Origin of the sequence: Marinobacter nanhaiticus D15-8W (assembly GCF_036511935.1) — a bacterium.
Lineage (GTDB): Bacteria > Pseudomonadota > Gammaproteobacteria > Pseudomonadales > Oleiphilaceae > Marinobacter_A > Marinobacter_A nanhaiticus.
This window is the reverse complement of the sequence record NZ_AP028878.1, coordinates 2,622,876-2,640,476: the sequence shown is the minus strand read 5'-3', so window position 1 is coordinate 2,640,476 and position 17,601 is coordinate 2,622,876. Positions and strand designations below refer to the sequence as shown.

At 59.1% G+C, this 17,601-nt stretch carries 13 protein-coding genes; 6 read left to right on the top strand and 7 right to left on the bottom strand.

Features of this window, described 5'->3' with window-relative positions:
* Position 1: 1 nt before the first annotated feature.
* The 3 genes from RE428_RS11770 to RE428_RS11760 all read right to left on the bottom strand — a co-directional run bounded on the left by RE428_RS11770 (position 2) and on the right by RE428_RS11760 (position 3,324).
* The gene (locus RE428_RS11770; protein WP_004582210.1) at positions 2-418 is read right to left on the bottom strand and encodes a PaaI family thioesterase; all 417 of its coding nucleotides are present in this window, start codon (positions 416-418) and stop codon (positions 2-4) included.
* Complete coding sequence (locus RE428_RS11765) at positions 415-2,064, bottom strand: AMP-binding protein (protein ID WP_004582209.1); 1,650 nt, start codon at positions 2,062-2,064, stop codon at positions 415-417. The genes RE428_RS11770 and RE428_RS11765 overlap by 4 nt, the downstream gene beginning before the upstream one ends.
* A gap of 342 nt (positions 2,065-2,406) precedes the next feature.
* Positions 2,407-3,324 carry a LysR family transcriptional regulator gene (locus RE428_RS11760; RefSeq protein ID WP_004582208.1) on the bottom strand — a complete coding sequence of 306 codons (918 nt, stop codon included), beginning with the start codon at positions 3,322-3,324 and terminating at the stop codon, positions 2,407-2,409.
* Positions 3,325-3,490: 166 nt separating this feature from the next.
* Between RE428_RS11760 and RE428_RS11755 the strand changes: the two genes are divergently transcribed.
* From RE428_RS11755 to RE428_RS11740, 4 genes are all read left to right on the top strand, one after another.
* Entirely contained in the window at positions 3,491-4,954 is a 1,464-nt protein-coding gene (locus tag RE428_RS11755; RefSeq protein WP_004582207.1) for an NAD-dependent succinate-semialdehyde dehydrogenase, read from the top strand.
* 62 nt (positions 4,955-5,016) lie between these two features.
* Positions 5,017-6,294, top strand: coding sequence for a 4-aminobutyrate--2-oxoglutarate transaminase (gabT, locus tag RE428_RS11750; protein WP_004582206.1), 1,278 nt, complete (start codon positions 5,017-5,019; stop codon positions 6,292-6,294).
* 269 nt (positions 6,295-6,563) lie between these two features.
* Complete coding sequence (locus RE428_RS11745) at positions 6,564-7,847, top strand: NAD(P)/FAD-dependent oxidoreductase (RefSeq protein ID WP_004582205.1); 1,284 nt, start codon at positions 6,564-6,566, stop codon at positions 7,845-7,847.
* 121 nt (positions 7,848-7,968) lie between these two features.
* The gene (locus RE428_RS11740; RefSeq protein ID WP_004582204.1) at positions 7,969-9,486 is read left to right on the top strand and encodes a Na+/H+ antiporter NhaC family protein; all 1,518 of its coding nucleotides are present in this window, start codon (positions 7,969-7,971) and stop codon (positions 9,484-9,486) included.
* 745 nt (positions 9,487-10,231) lie between these two features.
* On the opposite strand, the gene RE428_RS11735 is transcribed toward RE428_RS11740, so the two are convergent.
* Positions 10,232-10,963 carry a glutamine amidotransferase-related protein gene (locus tag RE428_RS11735; protein ID WP_004582203.1) on the bottom strand — a complete coding sequence of 244 codons (732 nt, stop codon included), beginning with the start codon at positions 10,961-10,963 and terminating at the stop codon, positions 10,232-10,234.
* A gap of 76 nt (positions 10,964-11,039) precedes the next feature.
* Positions 11,040-12,389: a glutamine synthetase family protein gene (locus RE428_RS11730; RefSeq protein WP_004582202.1), complete on the bottom strand. Its 1,350-nt coding sequence runs from the start codon at positions 12,387-12,389 to the stop codon at positions 11,040-11,042.
* A 257-nt stretch (positions 12,390-12,646) separates the two neighbouring features.
* On the opposite strand from RE428_RS11730, the gene RE428_RS11725 reads away from it, so the two are divergent.
* The gene (locus RE428_RS11725) at positions 12,647-14,041 is read left to right on the top strand and encodes an aspartate aminotransferase family protein (protein WP_004582201.1); all 1,395 of its coding nucleotides are present in this window, start codon (positions 12,647-12,649) and stop codon (positions 14,039-14,041) included.
* A gap of 91 nt (positions 14,042-14,132) precedes the next feature.
* Positions 14,133-14,945, top strand: a complete 813-nt coding sequence (locus RE428_RS11720; protein ID WP_004582200.1) for a helix-turn-helix domain-containing protein — start codon at positions 14,133-14,135, stop codon at positions 14,943-14,945.
* Positions 14,946-14,950: 5 nt separating this feature from the next.
* On the opposite strand, the gene RE428_RS11715 is transcribed toward RE428_RS11720, so the two are convergent.
* Together RE428_RS11715 and corA are read right to left on the bottom strand one after the other, a co-directional pair.
* Complete coding sequence (locus RE428_RS11715) at positions 14,951-16,438, bottom strand: aldehyde dehydrogenase (protein ID WP_004582199.1); 1,488 nt, start codon at positions 16,436-16,438, stop codon at positions 14,951-14,953.
* Between the two features lie 127 nt (positions 16,439-16,565).
* Entirely contained in the window at positions 16,566-17,519 is a 954-nt protein-coding gene (gene corA / locus RE428_RS11710; protein WP_004582198.1) for a magnesium/cobalt transporter CorA, read from the bottom strand.
* Positions 17,520-17,601: the final 82 nt, after the last annotated feature.

Here is a 17,601-nt window from a genome sequence, read left to right as displayed (position 1 = left end):
GCTACCTTTCCGGCGGGATCGAGTACGTCATCGTGGAATGGGCAACGGGTTCCTCGCCGCCCTCGGAGTAGACAAACACCTCCCCCACCCCCATTGTGCGGCCCACTTTCAGCATCGTAGCCCTCGCCCAAATCGGTTGATGGGCGGCGGGTTTGCGCAGGAAATTGATGTTGAGGTTGGTGGTAACGGCCAGTGGAACCAGACCGATCCGGCTCAGCAGTGCGGCGTATAGCGTGACATCGGCCAGCCCCATCATTGCGGGGCCGGAAACGGTTCCACCCGGCCGCAGGTGTTGTTCATCCACCTCCAGCTTCATTTCCGCCCAGCCGTCCCCAAGTTTTTGCAGGGCGCCATAGGCCGCGCCCTGGGGGAACTGCTCTTCAAGAAACGCCTGCAGCTCTTCGAACGTGACCCTCATGCCTCTTCTTCATCCTTGGCACGATTACGCAGGACGAAGCGCTGGATCTTGCCGCTCGGTGTCTTTGGCAGTTCATCAACGAACTCGATTTCCCGGGGAAAAGCGTGGGTCGACAGCCGTCGGCGCACGAGCTCCTGCAGCTCGTCCTTCAGGGCCTGCTCGTCCGCGGGTTCCTGATCGCTCTTGATGACCACGTAGGCCTTGATGATCGACCCCCGCTTTTCGTCGGGCTTGCCCACCACGCCGGATTCGGCGACCGCCGCATGTTCCAGGAGGGTGCTTTCAACGTCCGCAGGTCCAACGCGATAACCGGCAGTGGTAATGATGTCGTCGTCGCGCCCGCTGAACGAGAAACAACCGTCGCCGTGGTTGATCACCATGTCGCCGGTCAGGTAATAGCCGTTCACGAACGGGTCCTTCTCGCCCCAGGTATAACCATCGAAGTGGAACAGGGGCGAGGCCGCGACATCTACTGCTAACTGCCCTACTTCGCCTTGCTCAACAACCTTGTTGTTGCCGTCCAGCGCGACAACCTTGTGGCCCGGCGAGGCATAGCCCATCGAGCCCGCCCGGACCGGGTGCTTAAGCCCATGGAAGTTGCAACAGGTCATGCCGGTTTCGGTTTGCCCGTAATGATCTTTTACCGGACAGAAATGGCGTCTCTGGATCCAGTTCACCACTTCTGGATTCAACGGTTCACCGGCGCTGCTGGCGACCCGCAGCCCCAGGTTCTCGCCCTCGGGGAGCACGTGGTCGTTAGCCTTGAGCATCCGGTAAGCCGTCGGTGCCGCCGCCAGGTTGGTGATCTTGTACTTGCGGATCATGTCGTAGGTGGTTTCCGGTGTGAAACCGCCCGGATTGAAGTGGGTCGCGTGCCCCATCAATAGCGGCCCAACCACCGCATAGTAGAGACCGTAAGCCCAGCCCGGATCGGCCACGTTCCAGAACCGATCCTCATCCCGCAGGTCGATGGCGTACTTCATATAGATGTAGAACGCGAGCAGTGCGCGAGCGGGTACGGCGACACCCTTGGATTTACCGACGGTACCGGAGGTGAACATCTGCAGGAATGGATCGTCGCCGTTGATCATGACCGGTTCGAATGCGCTGGACTGCGCAGCGAGGATCTCTTCGAAGTCAGGCACGTCCGCCTCGACAGCTGCAGCATTCACGCAGGCAACCGGCGGGCATTGCTTAACGTCGTTCAGCTTGGGGAAGTTCTCCGGGTCGGTGACCACCAGCTTGGTGTCAGCCCGCTCGAACCGGTATTCGATGGCACCGGATCCAAACGCGGTGAACAGCGGCTGGTAGACGGCACCGGCACGCAGGGTTCCGGCGATAACGATCAGCAGTTCCGGGGTGCGGGGTAGCAGCGCAGCGACTCGATCACCCTTTTCAATGCCCTGGGACTTCAAGTAATTCGCGAATCGTCCGGAGGCCTCTTTGAGTTGGGAAAACGTCAGTACGCCCTCACCACCCCCGGCTTTTTCATAGTAGAGAGCTACTTTGCCAGGATCGGTCGCCCACTTGTCGCAGATCTCGTGGCACACATTGAGGCCGCTGCCCAGCCTTCCATCCAGGATCTCAGTCTCCAGAGCGGCGGCATCGAAATTGTTGTACACGGTGGCGTATTCGGGAAGGCTCATATTGGCTCCTATTGTTGTTTTATCTTTCCAGCGTTGTGCGGTCCCCAGAGCGGTTCAATGACCAACGCGGTCAGTTCAGGGTCTCAAGATGTATCACAAGCTCCACCTTACGTTAAGGTAAACTTTAGACGAAAAAAGAATAAAATCCAGACGGGCTCAAAGTAGAAGGTACGGTGAGGAATGGCATTGCACCAGAAAGGTTACCGGAAGCTTTTGCTCGCCGGGCCTCCAGTCGAACGGGACGACGCGTTGCGTCCCTGGGAGTCACGAACCCATTGTTAGATAGCGGGGCCGTATCTGGTACGGGTGCGAAATACAGTCAAACCAGTGTCGACAGCCGTGTTATCGATCGGTCAGCAGATCCATGAACAGGTCCCGCGCCCGGTTGGCCCGGCCATGGGTCCGTGTGATCGCGACAACTTCCAGCGCATAGTGTTTACTCTCCGCCACCAATGCCCGCAATTCCCCGGCCTCAACGTGCCGCTCCACATAGCTGTCCGGCATGAATCCGATATAGGCGCCGGACAGGATCATGGCCAGGCGGGCCTCGTAGAAGTAGGAAATCGCCGCCTTGTTCATGTCGGACAGTTGGGAGCCCACTTCCGGGCTGGTGTGGATACCGGCGTGAACCACCTTGCTGGTCAATACCTGGGCCAGCAAGGTGGTCGACGGTTTCGCGTCGAATAGCGGATGGGCGCGACCACAATATAAATGGCACGGGTCGAGATAGAGCGTACGGTAGTCCAGCCCGGACAACTGCCGGTGGCAGGGAATGAAGCCGATATCCGCTTCGTCGTTGAGGATCATGCGCTCGATATCGTTGAGGGCTTTTACATCGAGCAGCACGTTCACATCCGGCGCGGCTTCGGTGAACCGGGCGATGGTATCCGACAGTTTTAGCTTTGGGTCCATACAGATGGCATCGCTGGCGATAATCCTTAGCTCGCCGGTCAGCGTGACGTGCAGCGCATTGACCCCCGAGCGAAAGCTTTCCAGTGCCGAAAACAGCCCCTTCATCAGCTCGTAGACCTCGATACCTTCCTCGGTGAGCGAGAATCCGCCCCGCCCGCGCCGGCACAGCTTGAGGTCCAGCCGTTCCTCGAGGTTGGCAATATGGATACTGATGGTGGAACGACCAATACTCAGCTCGCTCTCCGCTGCCGAGAAACCGCCGCATTCCACGACCGCTTCGAAAACCTTCAGCAGGCGGATCTCATAGTCACCGACCTGGCCGAGTTTGACCTTCAGGTCTTTTTTCATCGCCTTGTTGCCCTCACTGCAAAACCATCGGTTAATGTTTTACCACGCTCAACGTATAGATAGAAACTTTCTGATTTATCAGACAGTGGACGCTGATTACCATCCTTTCCAAGTCACAAATTAGCTGGTGGCCCCACGGACACCAGTTCAGGCGGGAGAGGATGTTATGACGCTGAAACTGAACAACTCCGATTTGTTCCGGGCGCAGGCCTATGTGAATGGGCAATGGATCGATGCTGGAAAAGGCCACAGCTTCCCGGTCTTCAATCCGGCGACCGGCGAAAGAGTCGTCGACGTACCGGACCTCGGTGCCAATGAGACCACTGCGGCTATCGATGCGGCGGACGCAGCCCTCAAACCCTGGCAGGCGTTGACCTCAAAGCAACGAGCGAATCTCCTGCGCCGCTGGTTCGACCTGATCGTCGAGCACCAGGATGATCTGGCGCGCATTATGACCACGGAACAGGGCAAGCCGCTCGCTGAAGCCCGTGGCGAAGTCGTCTACGGCGCGTCCTTCGTCGAGTGGTTCGCCGAGGAAGCCAAACGGATCTACGGGGACGTGATTCCGGCCCACGGCAGCGACAAGCGGTTGGTTACCATCAAACAGCCGATAGGCGTCGTCGCCGCCATTACCCCCTGGAACTTCCCGATCGCCATGATCACTCGCAAGGTGGCCCCCGCCCTGGCGGCGGGTTGTACCGTCGTGATCAAGCCCGGCGAGGATGCGCCATTGAGCGCACTGGCCCTGGCCGAACTGAGCAGGCAGGCGGGTATTCCCAATGGTGTGATCAATGTGGTGACGACCCTGCAGTCGCCTGAAGTGGGCCGCGTGCTTTGCGAAGATTCGCGGGTACGGAAGCTGTCTTTTACAGGGTCCACCCCCGTGGGCAAGCTCCTGATGCGCCAATGCGCGGACACGGTCAAGAAAGTCTCATTGGAGCTGGGCGGCAATGCGCCTTTTATCGTTTTCGATGATGCGGACGTGGACGCGGCGGTGGCCGGCCTGATGGCCTCGAAGTTCCGTAATGCCGGCCAGACCTGTGTCTGTACCAATCGCATCCTTGTCCAGGACGGCATCCACGATACCTTCGTCGAAAAACTCAACGCCGCAGTGCGCGATTTGAAGGTTGGCGATGGCTTCGGCGAAGGCGTCACGATCGGTCCTTTGATCAATGACAAGGCGGTCACCAAGGTCCGTAATCTGGTTGAGGACGCCCTGTCCCACGGCGCACGGATCGACCAGCAGGACGAAGCTATTCCGGATTACCCCAACTTCTATCCACCGACGGTCCTCACCGGTGTGACGCCCGCTATGCGCATCGCCCAGGACGAAATCTTCGGGCCGGTAGCCACCGTATTCCGTTTTACCGAAGAGTCCGAGGCGGTGGCGCTCGCCAATGACACGCCGTTCGGTCTGGCTGCCTATTTCTACAGCCGGGATATCGGCCGCGTCTGGCGGGTGGCGGAAGCGCTCGAGTACGGCATGGTCGGCATCAACGAAGGGCTGATTTCCACGGAAGTCGCCCCGTTCGGCGGTATCAAGGAATCCGGCATCGGCCGCGAAGGCTCCCGCTACGGCATCGATGACTTCGTCGAGATCAAATACCTGTGCATGGGCGGTATTCGCTGAGTCCGCTTGCTTCCTGCCATTCACGAATAGTCGTTTGAGAACAATCATCCAAGGAGACAACCATGTCGAATCAAACCCTGCACGAACGCCGTGCCAAGGCCATGGCCCAGGGTCAGGGTGCCCTGCACCCGGTCTACGTCGATAAGGCGCGCAACGCTGAAATCTGGGATGTCGAAGGCAACCGCTACATCGATTTCGGCGCCGGCATCGCGGTGAATAACACTGGGCACAATCATCCCAGGATCCAGGCCGCCGTACAGGCGCAGGTAGAGCGATTCAGTCACACCTGCCTGATGGTCACGCCCTATGATTCGGCGGTGGAACTGGCCGAGAAGCTCAACGCCGCCGCGCCGGGCGATACCCCGAAGAAGAGCATCTTCGTTACCACCGGCGCCGAAGCGGTGGAGAACTGTGTGAAGATTGCTCGCTCCTACACCGGACGTTCGGGGCTGATTGCCTTCAAGGGCGGCTTTCATGGACGCACAAACATGACCATGGGCCTCACCGGCAAGGTCAAACCCTACAAAGCGGGTTTCGGACCCTTCCCCGGCGAGATCTACCACGCGCCCTATCCGAACGCCTATCACGGGGTGTCGGTGGCCGATTCACTGGCGGCACTCGATGACCTGTTCACCTGCGATATCGAGCCGGATCGCGTCGCGGCCATCATCATCGAGCCAGTCCAGGGCGAAGGCGGATTCTATGCCGCGCCGCCGGCCTTCATGCAGGCGCTACGGGCCTTGTGTGACCAGCACGGGATCCTGCTGATCGCCGACGAAATCCAGACCGGGTTCGCCCGCACCGGCCGCCTATTCGCAACTGAATACTCGGGCGTCGAACCGGACCTGATGACGATGGCCAAGGGTATCGCCGGTGGCTTCCCGATTTCCGCTGTGGTGGGCAAGGCAGACATCATGGACCAGCCGGGCCCCGGTGCCCTGGGCGGCACTTATGGTGGATCGCCGATTGGCTGCGCCGCTGCGTTGGCGGTGCTGGAGGTTATCGAGGAAGAGAACCTCTGCGAGCGCGCACTACAGATCGGCGAACGCATGGTGGGGCGTTTGGAACGGTTGCAAAGCCGATTCCCCCAGCGTATCGGCGAAATCCGCAACCTTGGCGCGATGATCGCGATGGAACTCGTGGTCGACGGCGAGGCCAGCAAGCCGGACGCGGAATTGACCAAAGCCCTGATCGGGGAAGCGAGCCGCCATGGTCTGATCCTGCTGTCCTGCGGCATTCGCGGTAATGTCATCCGCTTCCTTCCGGCGTTGACCATCAGCGACACGCTCATCGATGAAGGCATGGATCGTCTTGACGAGGCTTTTGCCGCCTTGAGCTGACCTCTCCGGCCAGCGCTCCGGCGCCGGCCTTTTTCCCCTCACTTATTATCTCGCACCCTTCCTCCAACCTGCCCTGAGCACCGCTTCGGGGCGGGCTTCCGGAGCTCTGCACCGTTCCGGTCCACCTGCAATGATTGATCTCCCAAAATATACCCCGAGGGGTATATCACGGGGTCGTCACTTCTCCGTAACGTTGTGGTCATGCCAATACCAAACCGGTAGCGACTAAGAAGCCGGTCAAGATTCAACGATGTTTCGGGAGCAACACCGTGCCAACAACGTCCCATACCCATTCCTATTACGCGGCATCGGCAAATGACAAAACCGCCCGCCCGACCCTCCAGGAGCATGTGACCGCGGATATCTGCATCATCGGCGCCGGTTTTACCGGCATGTCCACCGCCCTGCATATGGCCGAGAAGGGTTACAAGGTGGTTGTCCTCGAGGGCAGCCGCATCGGCTTTGGCGCCTCAGGCCGCAATGGTGGGCAGATCGTCAACAGCTATAGCCGCGATATCGACTTCATCGAGCGGCACTACGGCGAGAAAGTCGGCGCCGAGATGGGCCAGATGGCATTCGAAGGCGGCCGCATCATCCGACGCTTTGTCCAGCAGTACGGCATCCAGTGCGACCTGAAGGATGGCGGCCTGTTCGCGGCCTGCAACAGCAAACAGTTCGACGAGCTGGTGGGCAAGCAGAAACTCTGGGAATCCCACGGCCACAAGCAGCTGGAACTGCTCGACAGGCAGGCGATCCAGCAATACGTGGGCTCCGAGCGCTACACCGGTGGTCTGCTCGACCACAGCGGTGGCCATTTCCATCCACTGAACCTGGTGCTGGGCGAAGCGGCAGCTGTCGAGTCCCTGGGCGGCGTCATCTACGAGAACTCGCCGGCGCTGCGCATTCGCGAAGGTGACAAGGCGGTGGTACACACCGAGGAAGGCTGCGTGGAGGCGGATTATGTGCTGGTCGCCGGCAATGCCTATCTCAATGGCCTGCTGCCGAAGCTCGAATCCAAGGCCATGCCCTGCGGTACCCAGGTCATCACCACCGAGCCACTGCTGGAGGAGGTCCAGCGCCGGCTGCTGCCCAAGGACAACTGCGTCGAGGACTGTAACTACCTCCTCGACTATTTCCGCCTCTCCGGCGACGGCCGGCTGATCTACGGCGGCGGCGTGACCTACGGCGCCCGCGAGCCGGAAAAGGTGGAATCCCTGATCGTGCCAAAGATGCTCAAGACATTCCCGGAATTGAAAGGCGTCAAGATCGATTACGCCTGGACCGGCAACTTCCTGTTGACGCTAATGCGCCTGCCTCAGTTCGGCCGCATCGGCAGCAACGTCTATTACGCGCAAGGTTATAGCGGCCACGGCATCACCTGCACCCACCTGGCGGGGAAAGTGATCAGTGACGCTATCCAGGGCCAGGCAGAGCGATTCGATATCTTTTCGAACCTGCCTCAGTACCCGTTCCCCGGCGGCCGGATGTTCCGCATTCCACTCACCGCTATGGGGGCCTGGTACTACAACCTGCGTGATCAGCTCGGTATCTGATTTCACCCGCTTCCAACAATAACGGCGTCGCGTGCTTGCGGCCCGGCGAAATCAGAATGCCCCGTATGCCGCGGTGACGGCTCTCGCCGCGGTTCCATAACAAATCAAGAAACGGGTAAATATGATGACAGATGACACGATGCGAACAGATAGCGGGGCCACGACAGTGGGTCGTGGCCTGAAAGATGACCCCGGTCGGGGCACGTCGTTATCGATCCTGGGCTACGGAGCAATACTGGCGTGCTTCGCCTACATGTCGACCTGGCAGGGGGAGGATGGAGCCTACGGTGTATTGAGTTTGTTGCCGTCCCTCCTGATTGTCATTATCGCCATAAAGACCAAACGCCCCCTCGAATCCATTTTTGCCGGTATCATCGCCGGTTCCCTCTTGATCGACCCGACCAACCTTTTCAGCAGCCTCGGCGAACTGTCCATGAACGTGGTCCAGAACGAGACCATCGCCTGGATCGTGCTGGTCTGCGGCATGATGGGCGGACTGATCAACATGCTTGAGCGTGGCGGCAGCGTGCTGAGTTTCGGCCAGATGCTCGCCAACCGTATCAAGACCAAGCGCGGCACCATGTTGACCACGTCTTTTCTTGGTCTTGCGGTGTTTATCGATGATTACCTAAATTCGCTCGCCGTATCGGCGTCGATGAAGAACCTCACCGACCGCTTCAAGATATCCCGGGAGAAGCTGGCGTTCCTGGTCGATTCAACAGCCGCACCGGTGTGTATCCTGGTGCCGATTTCGACCTGGGCGGTGTACTTCGGGGCGTTACTCGAAGAGAACGGCGCCGTGCCCGATGGTCAGGGCATGTCCCTGTATATCGAATCGATCCCCTACATGGCTTATGGCTGGGCGGCAATCGTGGTGGTGTTCCTGGTAGCTTTTGGTCTACTGAAAGACTTTGGCCCGATGAAGAAGGCCGAGGAGCGCGCGCGTAACGGTCAGCCGGTCCCGGACGGCGTCGAGGATGTGGGGTTCGACACATCGAATGTTCGCCGCACCTCTATCCCGGTGGGCCTGATGAACTTCCTGCTGCCGATGGCCGTGCTGATCATCGCCAGTATCTACTATGAAATCGATCTATTATTGGGTGCCTTGGTGGCATCGATTTTCACCATGGTTCTCTATTTCGCGCAGCGACTGATGACCTTTGGCGAGCTGACCGATTCCATGCTCGATGGGTTCAAGGTGATGCTCCATCCGATCGCGGTGGTCTGCGCCGGTTTCATGGTGAAAGCGATCAACGATGAGCTGGGTATGACCACGTACATCATCGATACCATCAGCCCTTACCTCTCGCCGGAACTCCTGCCTGCGTTGGTGTTCGCTACGATGGCTGCCGTGGTGTTCTCCACCGGCTCCAGTTGGGGCGTGTTTGTCGTGTCCCTGCCCATTGTTATACCGATGGCCCAGGCAATGGATATGTCCATGCCGCTCACCGTCGGCGCCCTGCTCTCGGCTTCGGCATTCGGTAGCCACGCCTGTTTCTTCAGCGACTCGACGGTACTGACTTCCACCGGTTCCGGCTGTACGCCGATGCAGCATGCGTTGACGCAGATACCCTATGCCATGATTGGTGCGACGCTGGCGTTCGTGTCGTTTATTGTTATGGGGTATGCGATTGCCTAGGGCGTTTTGAATTGGAGAAGCCGGGCCGGGTTCGTACCTTGCTCGGCTTTTTTCTGTGCACTCGGGGTGGAATTACGGGAGGGATCAGGCACCTGACGGTGCCTCAGAAGCTGAAGCTTCTGCTACACACTCGAGTTATCTGCTTTAAATGTAGCCGACGCTTTAGCTTCGGAGGGCCCGCCAGGGCCCCTGGGTTCGGACCTTAAAGCGAGCGGGAACTAACGAAAGCTGCCGCTCAACCTTCTGCAAAAGAAAACGGGCCATCCAATGCGCTATCTGCAGCGAGTCGGCAGGGGGCTGACGCCTCATCCAGCCCCGCCGAGGCATGGTCTGAAGGGATTTAATCGGGCACCTACGGCGCCTCAGAAGCTGAAGCTTCTGCTACACACTCGAGTTATCTGCTTTAAATGTAGCCGACGCTTTAGCTTCGGAGGGCCCGCCAGGGCCCTTGGGTTCGGACCTTAAAGCGAGCGGGAACTAACGAAAGTTACCGCCCAGCCTTCTGCAAAAGGGTACTGGCCATACAATGCGCCACCTATAGCAAATCGGCAGGGGGCTGCCGCCTCATCCAGCCCCGCCGAGGCATGGTCTGAAGGGATTGAATCGGGCACCTACGGCGCCTCAGAAGCTGAAGCTTCTGCTACACACTTGAGTTATCTACTTAAATGTAGCCGACGCTTCAGCTTCGGAGGGCCCGCCAGGGCCCTTGGGTTCGGACCTTAACACGGGCGGGAACTAACGAGAGCTACCGCTCAACCTTCTGCAAAAGAAAATTGGCCATCCAATGCGCCACCTGCAGCGAATCGGTGTGCGCCGAAGCCTTACCCAGTCCAGCCAAGGCGTCATCCGTCACGTTTGCAGGAATAGGATCGTCCCGGCGCGCTTGGAGCAGCTCGGTTTCGAACGCCAGATTGAATTCCGGGTGCGCTTGGAGTGTAAGGATACGGTTGTCGTACTGCAGCGCCGCGAAGGGACAGAATGCCGAGTATGCAAGAACCTCCGCCTGCTTCGGCTTGGTCAGCACCTGATCCTGATGCACGGCGTTCAAGGTGAATTTGCCGCCGAGAGATGACAGCTCCGGGATATCCTTTTCCAGCTTGTAGGTATGCAGACCCACACCCCAACCCTCGAGATATTTATCGACGTCCGCGCCGAACGCTTCGGCAACGATCTGGTGGCCAAAACATATACCGACGATGGGCCGACCCAGGTCGTAGATTTCAAGGATCAGGTCTTTGAGCCGGGCCATCCAGGGCGTCTGTTCATAGACATTGGACTTGGAGCCGGTGACGATCCAGGCATCGCAGGCGTGCGCGGATTCAGGGAAAACATCATCGCGGACATCATAAACGTCGTAGTCAAAGTCGTATCCGGCCCGACCGAACAGCGCCACGAACATGTCCGCGTAGGACCCGTGGGTCTCTATCAGCTTATCCGGGGTGATACCGGTGGCGAGAATGCCTATCTTCAGACTCATCAGTTGCTCCTGACACGCGACCGCGCCGCGCGTATTGCGGGAAGGATTTCAGGCATGGATCCTGGAACGACTTAAATCAGAGCAAGCCCAGATAAGCCTCATACTCGATGTCGGAGATCCGCTCACTCAGACGACGGCGCTCCTGGCGTTTGGCTTCCGCGTAAACACGGACGAATTCCTCGCCGAGATACGCGCGCAGGATCTCGCTCTCCTCGAAGCGATCGGTCGCTTCCTGCCATTCGCAAGGCAGCGGGAATTCGGGGTTCTCCTCAGCGTAAGCGTCGCCTTCCACCGCGGCCGGCGGCTGGAGTTTGTGTTCCATGCCATACAGTGCGCCGACCAGGACGGTGGCGAGGACCAGGTATGGATTGGCATCAGCACCAGCTACCCGGTGTTCGATGCGCCGGGCCACGTTCGGGCTTTCCGGCACCCGCAGTGCGACGGTGCGATTCTCGTAACCCCAACTGGCAAACGTCGGCGCGTAGGCGCCGGGCATAAAGCGGCGATAAGAGTTCAAGTGGGGTGCAAAGGTCAGCATGCTTTCGGGCATCAGTTGCATCAGGCCCGCAACCGCATGACGCAGGAGGTCGCTGCCCTCTTCCGTGCCGTTGTCGAAAACGTTGTTGCCGTCTTTATCGATCAGGCTGAAATGCACATGGAAGCCGTTGCCGCTCTCTTCCGCATAAGGCTTGGCCATAAATGTGGCCGCATAGCCGTGGCGGCGTGATACGCCCCGAACCAGGCGCTTGAACAGGATGGCCTGGTCCGCAGCGTTCAACGGGTCGGCGACATGATTGAGGTTCACCTCAAACTGCCCCGGTCCCATCTCTGCGATAATGGTATCGGCGCCGATGCCCTGTGTTTCGCAAGCCGCGCGAACGTCGGCGAAGAAGGCATCGAAACCGTCCATCTCCTCCACCGCGAAGCCTTCCGTGTTCGCCAGGCGGCGGCCCTTGCCATCGGCCAGCGCCGGCGGTATGGGACGCTGGGTGCTTTCCGATTCCGCATCCATGAGATAGAACTCAAGCTCGGTTGCCATGACCGGCGTCAGGCCCCGCTCGGAAAACTGGTCCACGATGCGTTTGAGGACCTGGCGTGGGTCGGCCTCGAACGGTGTGCCATCCGGATTGAACATCATCGCCAGCATCTGATCCCGCGGCGATTCGGACCAGGGCACCGGTATGGGCTCCTCTGCAACGGGCATGCAGATCCCGTCGCTGTCGCCGGTTTCGAAGACAAGGCCATTCTCCAGTACGTCTGCACCCCAGAAATCGAAGCCCACCACCGAGCGTGGCATCTTGAGCCCTTCCTTCCTGGCCTTCTTCAGGCCACTGGCAGGGAGGCGCTTGCCGCGAAGGTTACCGTTAAGGTCCGTGATAAAGAGATCCAGGTCGCGGCTCTTGTCCTGTTTGTTGTTAATCGTCATACGCATCACTCTTGAATGCTTTTTACTGAAGTCAGGGGTCCAAGATATCCCATCCGGATAGACGTGTATCTATAACCCGGGGGGTATGTTTGCCCCGCCATCACGCCCTTCCCGAAGATCGGTTTTCGTCAAACGCAACCCTATACCCTCGGGGGTATATCGCCCTAAACACGACATTTTCTATGGTACCGGTGGTCGCCCATCCATTTCGCTGCGCAGTCAGTGTAATTGCAGCCACTCTTCCGCCGGGAGCCGTTATGTCACATACAACAACAATGCCAAATGCCGAAGCACAACTGGCCATGCGAGACGCCGATGCTCGGCACCACCTGCACCCGTTCACCGACACCCAGGCGCTGAACAGCAAAGGCGTTCGGACGATCAGCCACGCCCAGGGCATATACGTGTGGGATAGCGAAGGCAATCAGTTGATCGACGGTATGGCGGGTCTTTGGTGCGTAAACCTGGGGTATGGCCGCAAAGAACTGATCGATGCAGCGCACCAGCAGATGCAGGTGCTCCCCTACTACAATACGTTCTTCCAAAGCACCCACGCGCCGGTTACGGCCCTGGCGCAGGCCATCGCGGAGATTACGCCGGGCGATCTCAACCGGGTTTTCTTCGCCAATTCCGGCTCAGAGGCGATCGATACCGTCATCCGCATGGTGCGCCATTACTGGACTCTCAAGGGCAAGCCCTATCGCAAGCTGCTGATTGCACGTGAGAATGCCTATCACGGCAGCACCCTCGCCGGCGCCAGCCTGGGCGGCATGGCGCATATGCAAAGCCAGTGCGGACCGTTGCTGCCGGGTATTCACCACATTCGTCAGCCCTACTGGTACGGCGATCCGAACGGGATTTCGGAGGATGAATTCGGGTTGCAGCGCGCCCGGGAACTGGAAGAGAAGATCCTGGAAGTCGGGCCCGACAACGTTGCCGCGTTTATCGGCGAGCCGATCCAGGGTGCCGGTGGGGTGATTGTACCGCCGCGTACCTACTGGCCGGAAATCCAGCGTATTTGCCGCAAGTACGACGTACTCCTGATGGCGGACGAGGTCATCTGCGGCTTTGGCCGCACGGGACAATGGTTTGGCAGCCAGACGTATGGTTTCCAGCCGGATATCATGTCCATGGCGAAGGGCCTGTCGTCCGGCTATCTGCCGATCTCGGCCGTCGCCGTGGGGGATCGTATCGCAGATACCCTGATCGCCGCCGGCGGGGAATTCACCCACGGCTTCACCTACTCCGGACACCCGGTGGCGGCGGCCGTGGCGCTGGAGAACATCCGCATATTGCGGGACGAACGCATTATAGACGCGGTGGCCAAGGACATCGGGCCCTACTTCCAGAATCGTCTCCGGGAAGTGCTCGGCGAACACCCGTTGTGCGGGCACATCGAGGGTATCGGACTGATTGCCGGCCTGGCCCTGGTGAAAGACCGCCAGAGCCGCATCTTCTTCGATAAAGATATCGGCACCCTGTGCCGGGATGAATGCACCGCAAGCGGGCTCGTGGCACGGGCCTGTGGCAACCGGATCGTACTCTCCCCGCCGCTGGTCATTAGCCGCGCAGAGGTGGACGAGTTGGTGAATCGCCTGCGCGAGGCCCTGGATCGAACTTATGCTCGGGTTGCGGGAATGACTGGGGCATAATCTTTGCCCGGGGGACCGGACTGGCTCCGGCCCCCGCGGCTGGATTAGCGTTGAATATCGAAAAGAAGAAAACACCAGAAAAGGTTGTGCAATGCGAGATCGCGTCAATCAGATACAGACCAACGAAAGTTGGCAGAAAAACCTTGCGGTCCTTATAGAGCACCAGCGTTTGCGTAGCTTTCCCGCGATGCTGGAGGCGTTCCTGTCGACCTTGTGCTTCTTCGATACGATCCTGCTGCTGACCTACAAGAAGGCGCTGAGGCCAATTCTGGTCCATCCTTCCGATCCGGAGGAGCAAAGCGATACCCTGCGCCAGTACCTGAAACACGCGTACGTGCTCGACCCGCTGTTCCACGCGATCAAGAACGGTACGCCTCCGGGTATTGTGCGACTGGCCGAGATCATGCCGGATTCGTTCAAGAGCACCGAGTATTACCAGACCTGCTACCAGAACTTCGGCCTGGTGGACGAAATCAACCTGCTGATCCGGCTGGATGAAAAGGTGACCTGCGCCATCACGCTCGGCCGCAAGGCCTCCCTGGATAGCATCTCCCGCACCGAGCTGAATGCGCTGCAGGAGTTCTATCCGGTGATCAGCGCGCTTGTCCGCCAGTTCTGGCAAGCCCAGGCCGGGGAGTTCCTCCAGTACGGCCGTTCTGACGGACCGATGAAGCGTGCCCTGCGGACCTTTGCCAGCGGTGTACTCACCCAGCGCGAGCGGGAAATTACCGAACTGATCCTTCGCGGCTTCTCTTCCCAGGCGATCGCCGACCACCTGAAGATCAGCGTCGGCACTGTGAAAGTGCATCGCAAGAACATCCACACCCGGCTGAACACCTCCACCCAGGCGGAAATCTTTACCCAGTTCATCAACCACCTGAACCAGTTGGAGGAGCCCCAGTAAAGTGCTCAGAGACTGATCCAGACGGTTTTCAGGTCGGTGTATTTCTCCAGCGAATGCAGGGATTTGTCGCGGCCGTAGCCGGAGGCTTTCATTCCACCGAACGGCATGGTGCTGTCGCCGCCGCCCCAACCGTTGACCCACACCATGCCGCTCTGGATCTTGCGGCTAACCCGATGCGCCCGGGACAGGTTAGCCGTCCACACTGAGGCCCCAAGGCCGTAACGGTTGTCGTTGGCCAGGCGAATCGCCTCAGCCTCGTCACTGAATTCACCCACCGCCAACACCGGGCCGAAGATTTCCTCCTGGACGAAGCGCATATGGTTCTGCGCATCGCCGATGATGGTGGGTTCGACGAAGTAGCCTTTCCCCGGCGTCGAGACTGGCACGCCGCCGGTCAGTACCCGGGCGCCCTCATCGATCGCTGACTGGATATAGCCCGCCACCGTTTCAAGCTGGGTTTTGTCGACAAGGGCACCCATACGGGTTTCGGGATCGAGCGGATTCCGGGGGCGATAGACTTTCGCAGCCTCAATCAGAGCTTCGGTGAAACGTTCACGAATGGAGGACTGCACGTAGAGCCGGGAACAGGCGATACACACTTCACCCTGGTTGGAGAAGATCGCCGCCGCGGCGGTTGATGCGGCCTTCTCGATGTCCTCGCAATCCTCGAACACCAGCATGGGCGATTTGCCGCCCGCCTCGATCCAGACCCGCTTCAGGTTGGACTGGCCGGCGTATTCCATCAGCAGGCCGCCAACACGGCTGGAACCGGTGAAGGCGAGCACGTTGACGTCGTTATGCAACGCCAGCGCCTTGCCCGCAGTGTGGCCAAAGCCGGGCAGCACGTTGAACACGCCGTCGGGAATGCCCGCTTCTTTCGCCAGTTCCGCCAAGCGCAGCACGCTCAACGCGCTCTTCTCGGAAGGCTTGAGGATAACCGAGTTACCCGCCGCCAGAGCCGGCGCGATTTTCCAGGAGGCCATCATCAGCGGGTAGTTCCAGGGCGTGATGGCCGCCACGACACCAGCGGGCTCGTGACTGATCAAACCCAGGGTGTCGTTACCGGTGGGTGCGATTTCACCGTAGAGCTTGTCGATCGACTCGGCGGTCCAGCGCAGACAGTCGATGGAATCAGGCACATCCACGCTGATCATCTCGCTGATCGGCTTGCCCATATCCAGACTGTCCAGTACGGCCAGCTCATCGCCATGCTTTTCAACCAGATCGGCGAAGCGCAACAGAATACGCTTGCGGTCACCCGGAGCCAGATCGGACCAGACGCCGGAATCAAAGGCCTTGCGGGCAGCGGTGACCGCCAGATCCACATCAGCCGTGTCGCAGCTGGCAATATCAGCCAGTTTCGTTTCCGCCGCGGGGTTGATGGAGGGGAAGGTTTCGCCGGATACCGCATCCCGGAACTCGCCGGCGATAAAGGCCTGTCCGCGCAAGGTGACCGATTCGCTAAGGGCTTTCCATTCCGCGCTGGTTCTCATCGTCTTCTCCCGACTGTGATCGACGTTCTATAGAAAGAGTATGCAATTAAGCGTAACTGCCCGGACCCGCGGCGCTCTATATACCCGAGTAGGTAGAGTGCTGACTGCCTCACCCAATTTGCGCGGTTTAAAGCCAGTTCTTCTTCTTGAAGTAAAGATAAGGAGCGATCCCAGCCATGATCATCAGACCGATGGCCATCGGATAGCCCAATAGCCAGTCCAACTCCGGCATGAATTCGAAGTTCATACCATAGATGCTGGCTACCAGCGTCGGCGGCAGGAAAACCACGGCAGCGATCGAGAAGATCTTGATGATCTGGTTCTGTTCGATGTTGATGAACCCCTGGGTGGAGTCCATCAGGAAGTTGATCTTGTCGAAGAGGAACGTGGTGTGGGACATCAAGGTTTCCACATCCCGCATGATTTCCCGCAGGGTATCGGCGTGTTCCGGGTCCCGGCGAAGGTGGCGCAACAGGAACGAAATATCGCGCTGGGAATCCATCAGGCAGAGGCGGATCTTGCCGTTACTGTCCTCGAGGCGCGCCAGCTGCTCGATGGCTTCGTTGAGTTCCGCCTCTTCATCCTCCAGTACCAGATAACTGACTTCCTCCAATTGGCGATGCAGGTCCTCAAGGGTATCCGCGTGGTTTTCCAGCTTCTGCTCGAACAGAGTTACCAAGAGTTCCGCCGGTGAGCGAGCTTCGATCTGCCCGCGCCGGGCGCGCATGCGCATCAAACGGAAGTCGGCGACTTCGCCCTCACGGATGGTGATCAACCGCTTTTTCTGAAGGATGCAGGCCACGGAAATCGTGGCATGCCGCCCCTCACTCTGCGTCACGAACAGTGAATGAACGTGTATGCCAGCCTGGTCGACGAAGCAACGGGCTGACGCCTCGATTTCCTCGACTTCCTCGAACTCCGGCACATCGCCGTGGAGCAGCTTTTGTAAAAGCGAACGCTCTTGCTCGTCGGGTTCGTGAGCATCGATCCAATCCGCAGACGCCAGGTTGTCTGCAAGTCGATCCGGTGTGGTGTCGATTTCCTTGATAACACCGTTGTCGATGCCAAAAAGCCTGAGCATAGGTGACCTCACTGTCCTGGAATTGATGTCGCTCCAGGGCATTGTAGGCAACTTAACGGGGGTTCATCAGCTTACCGCTGGT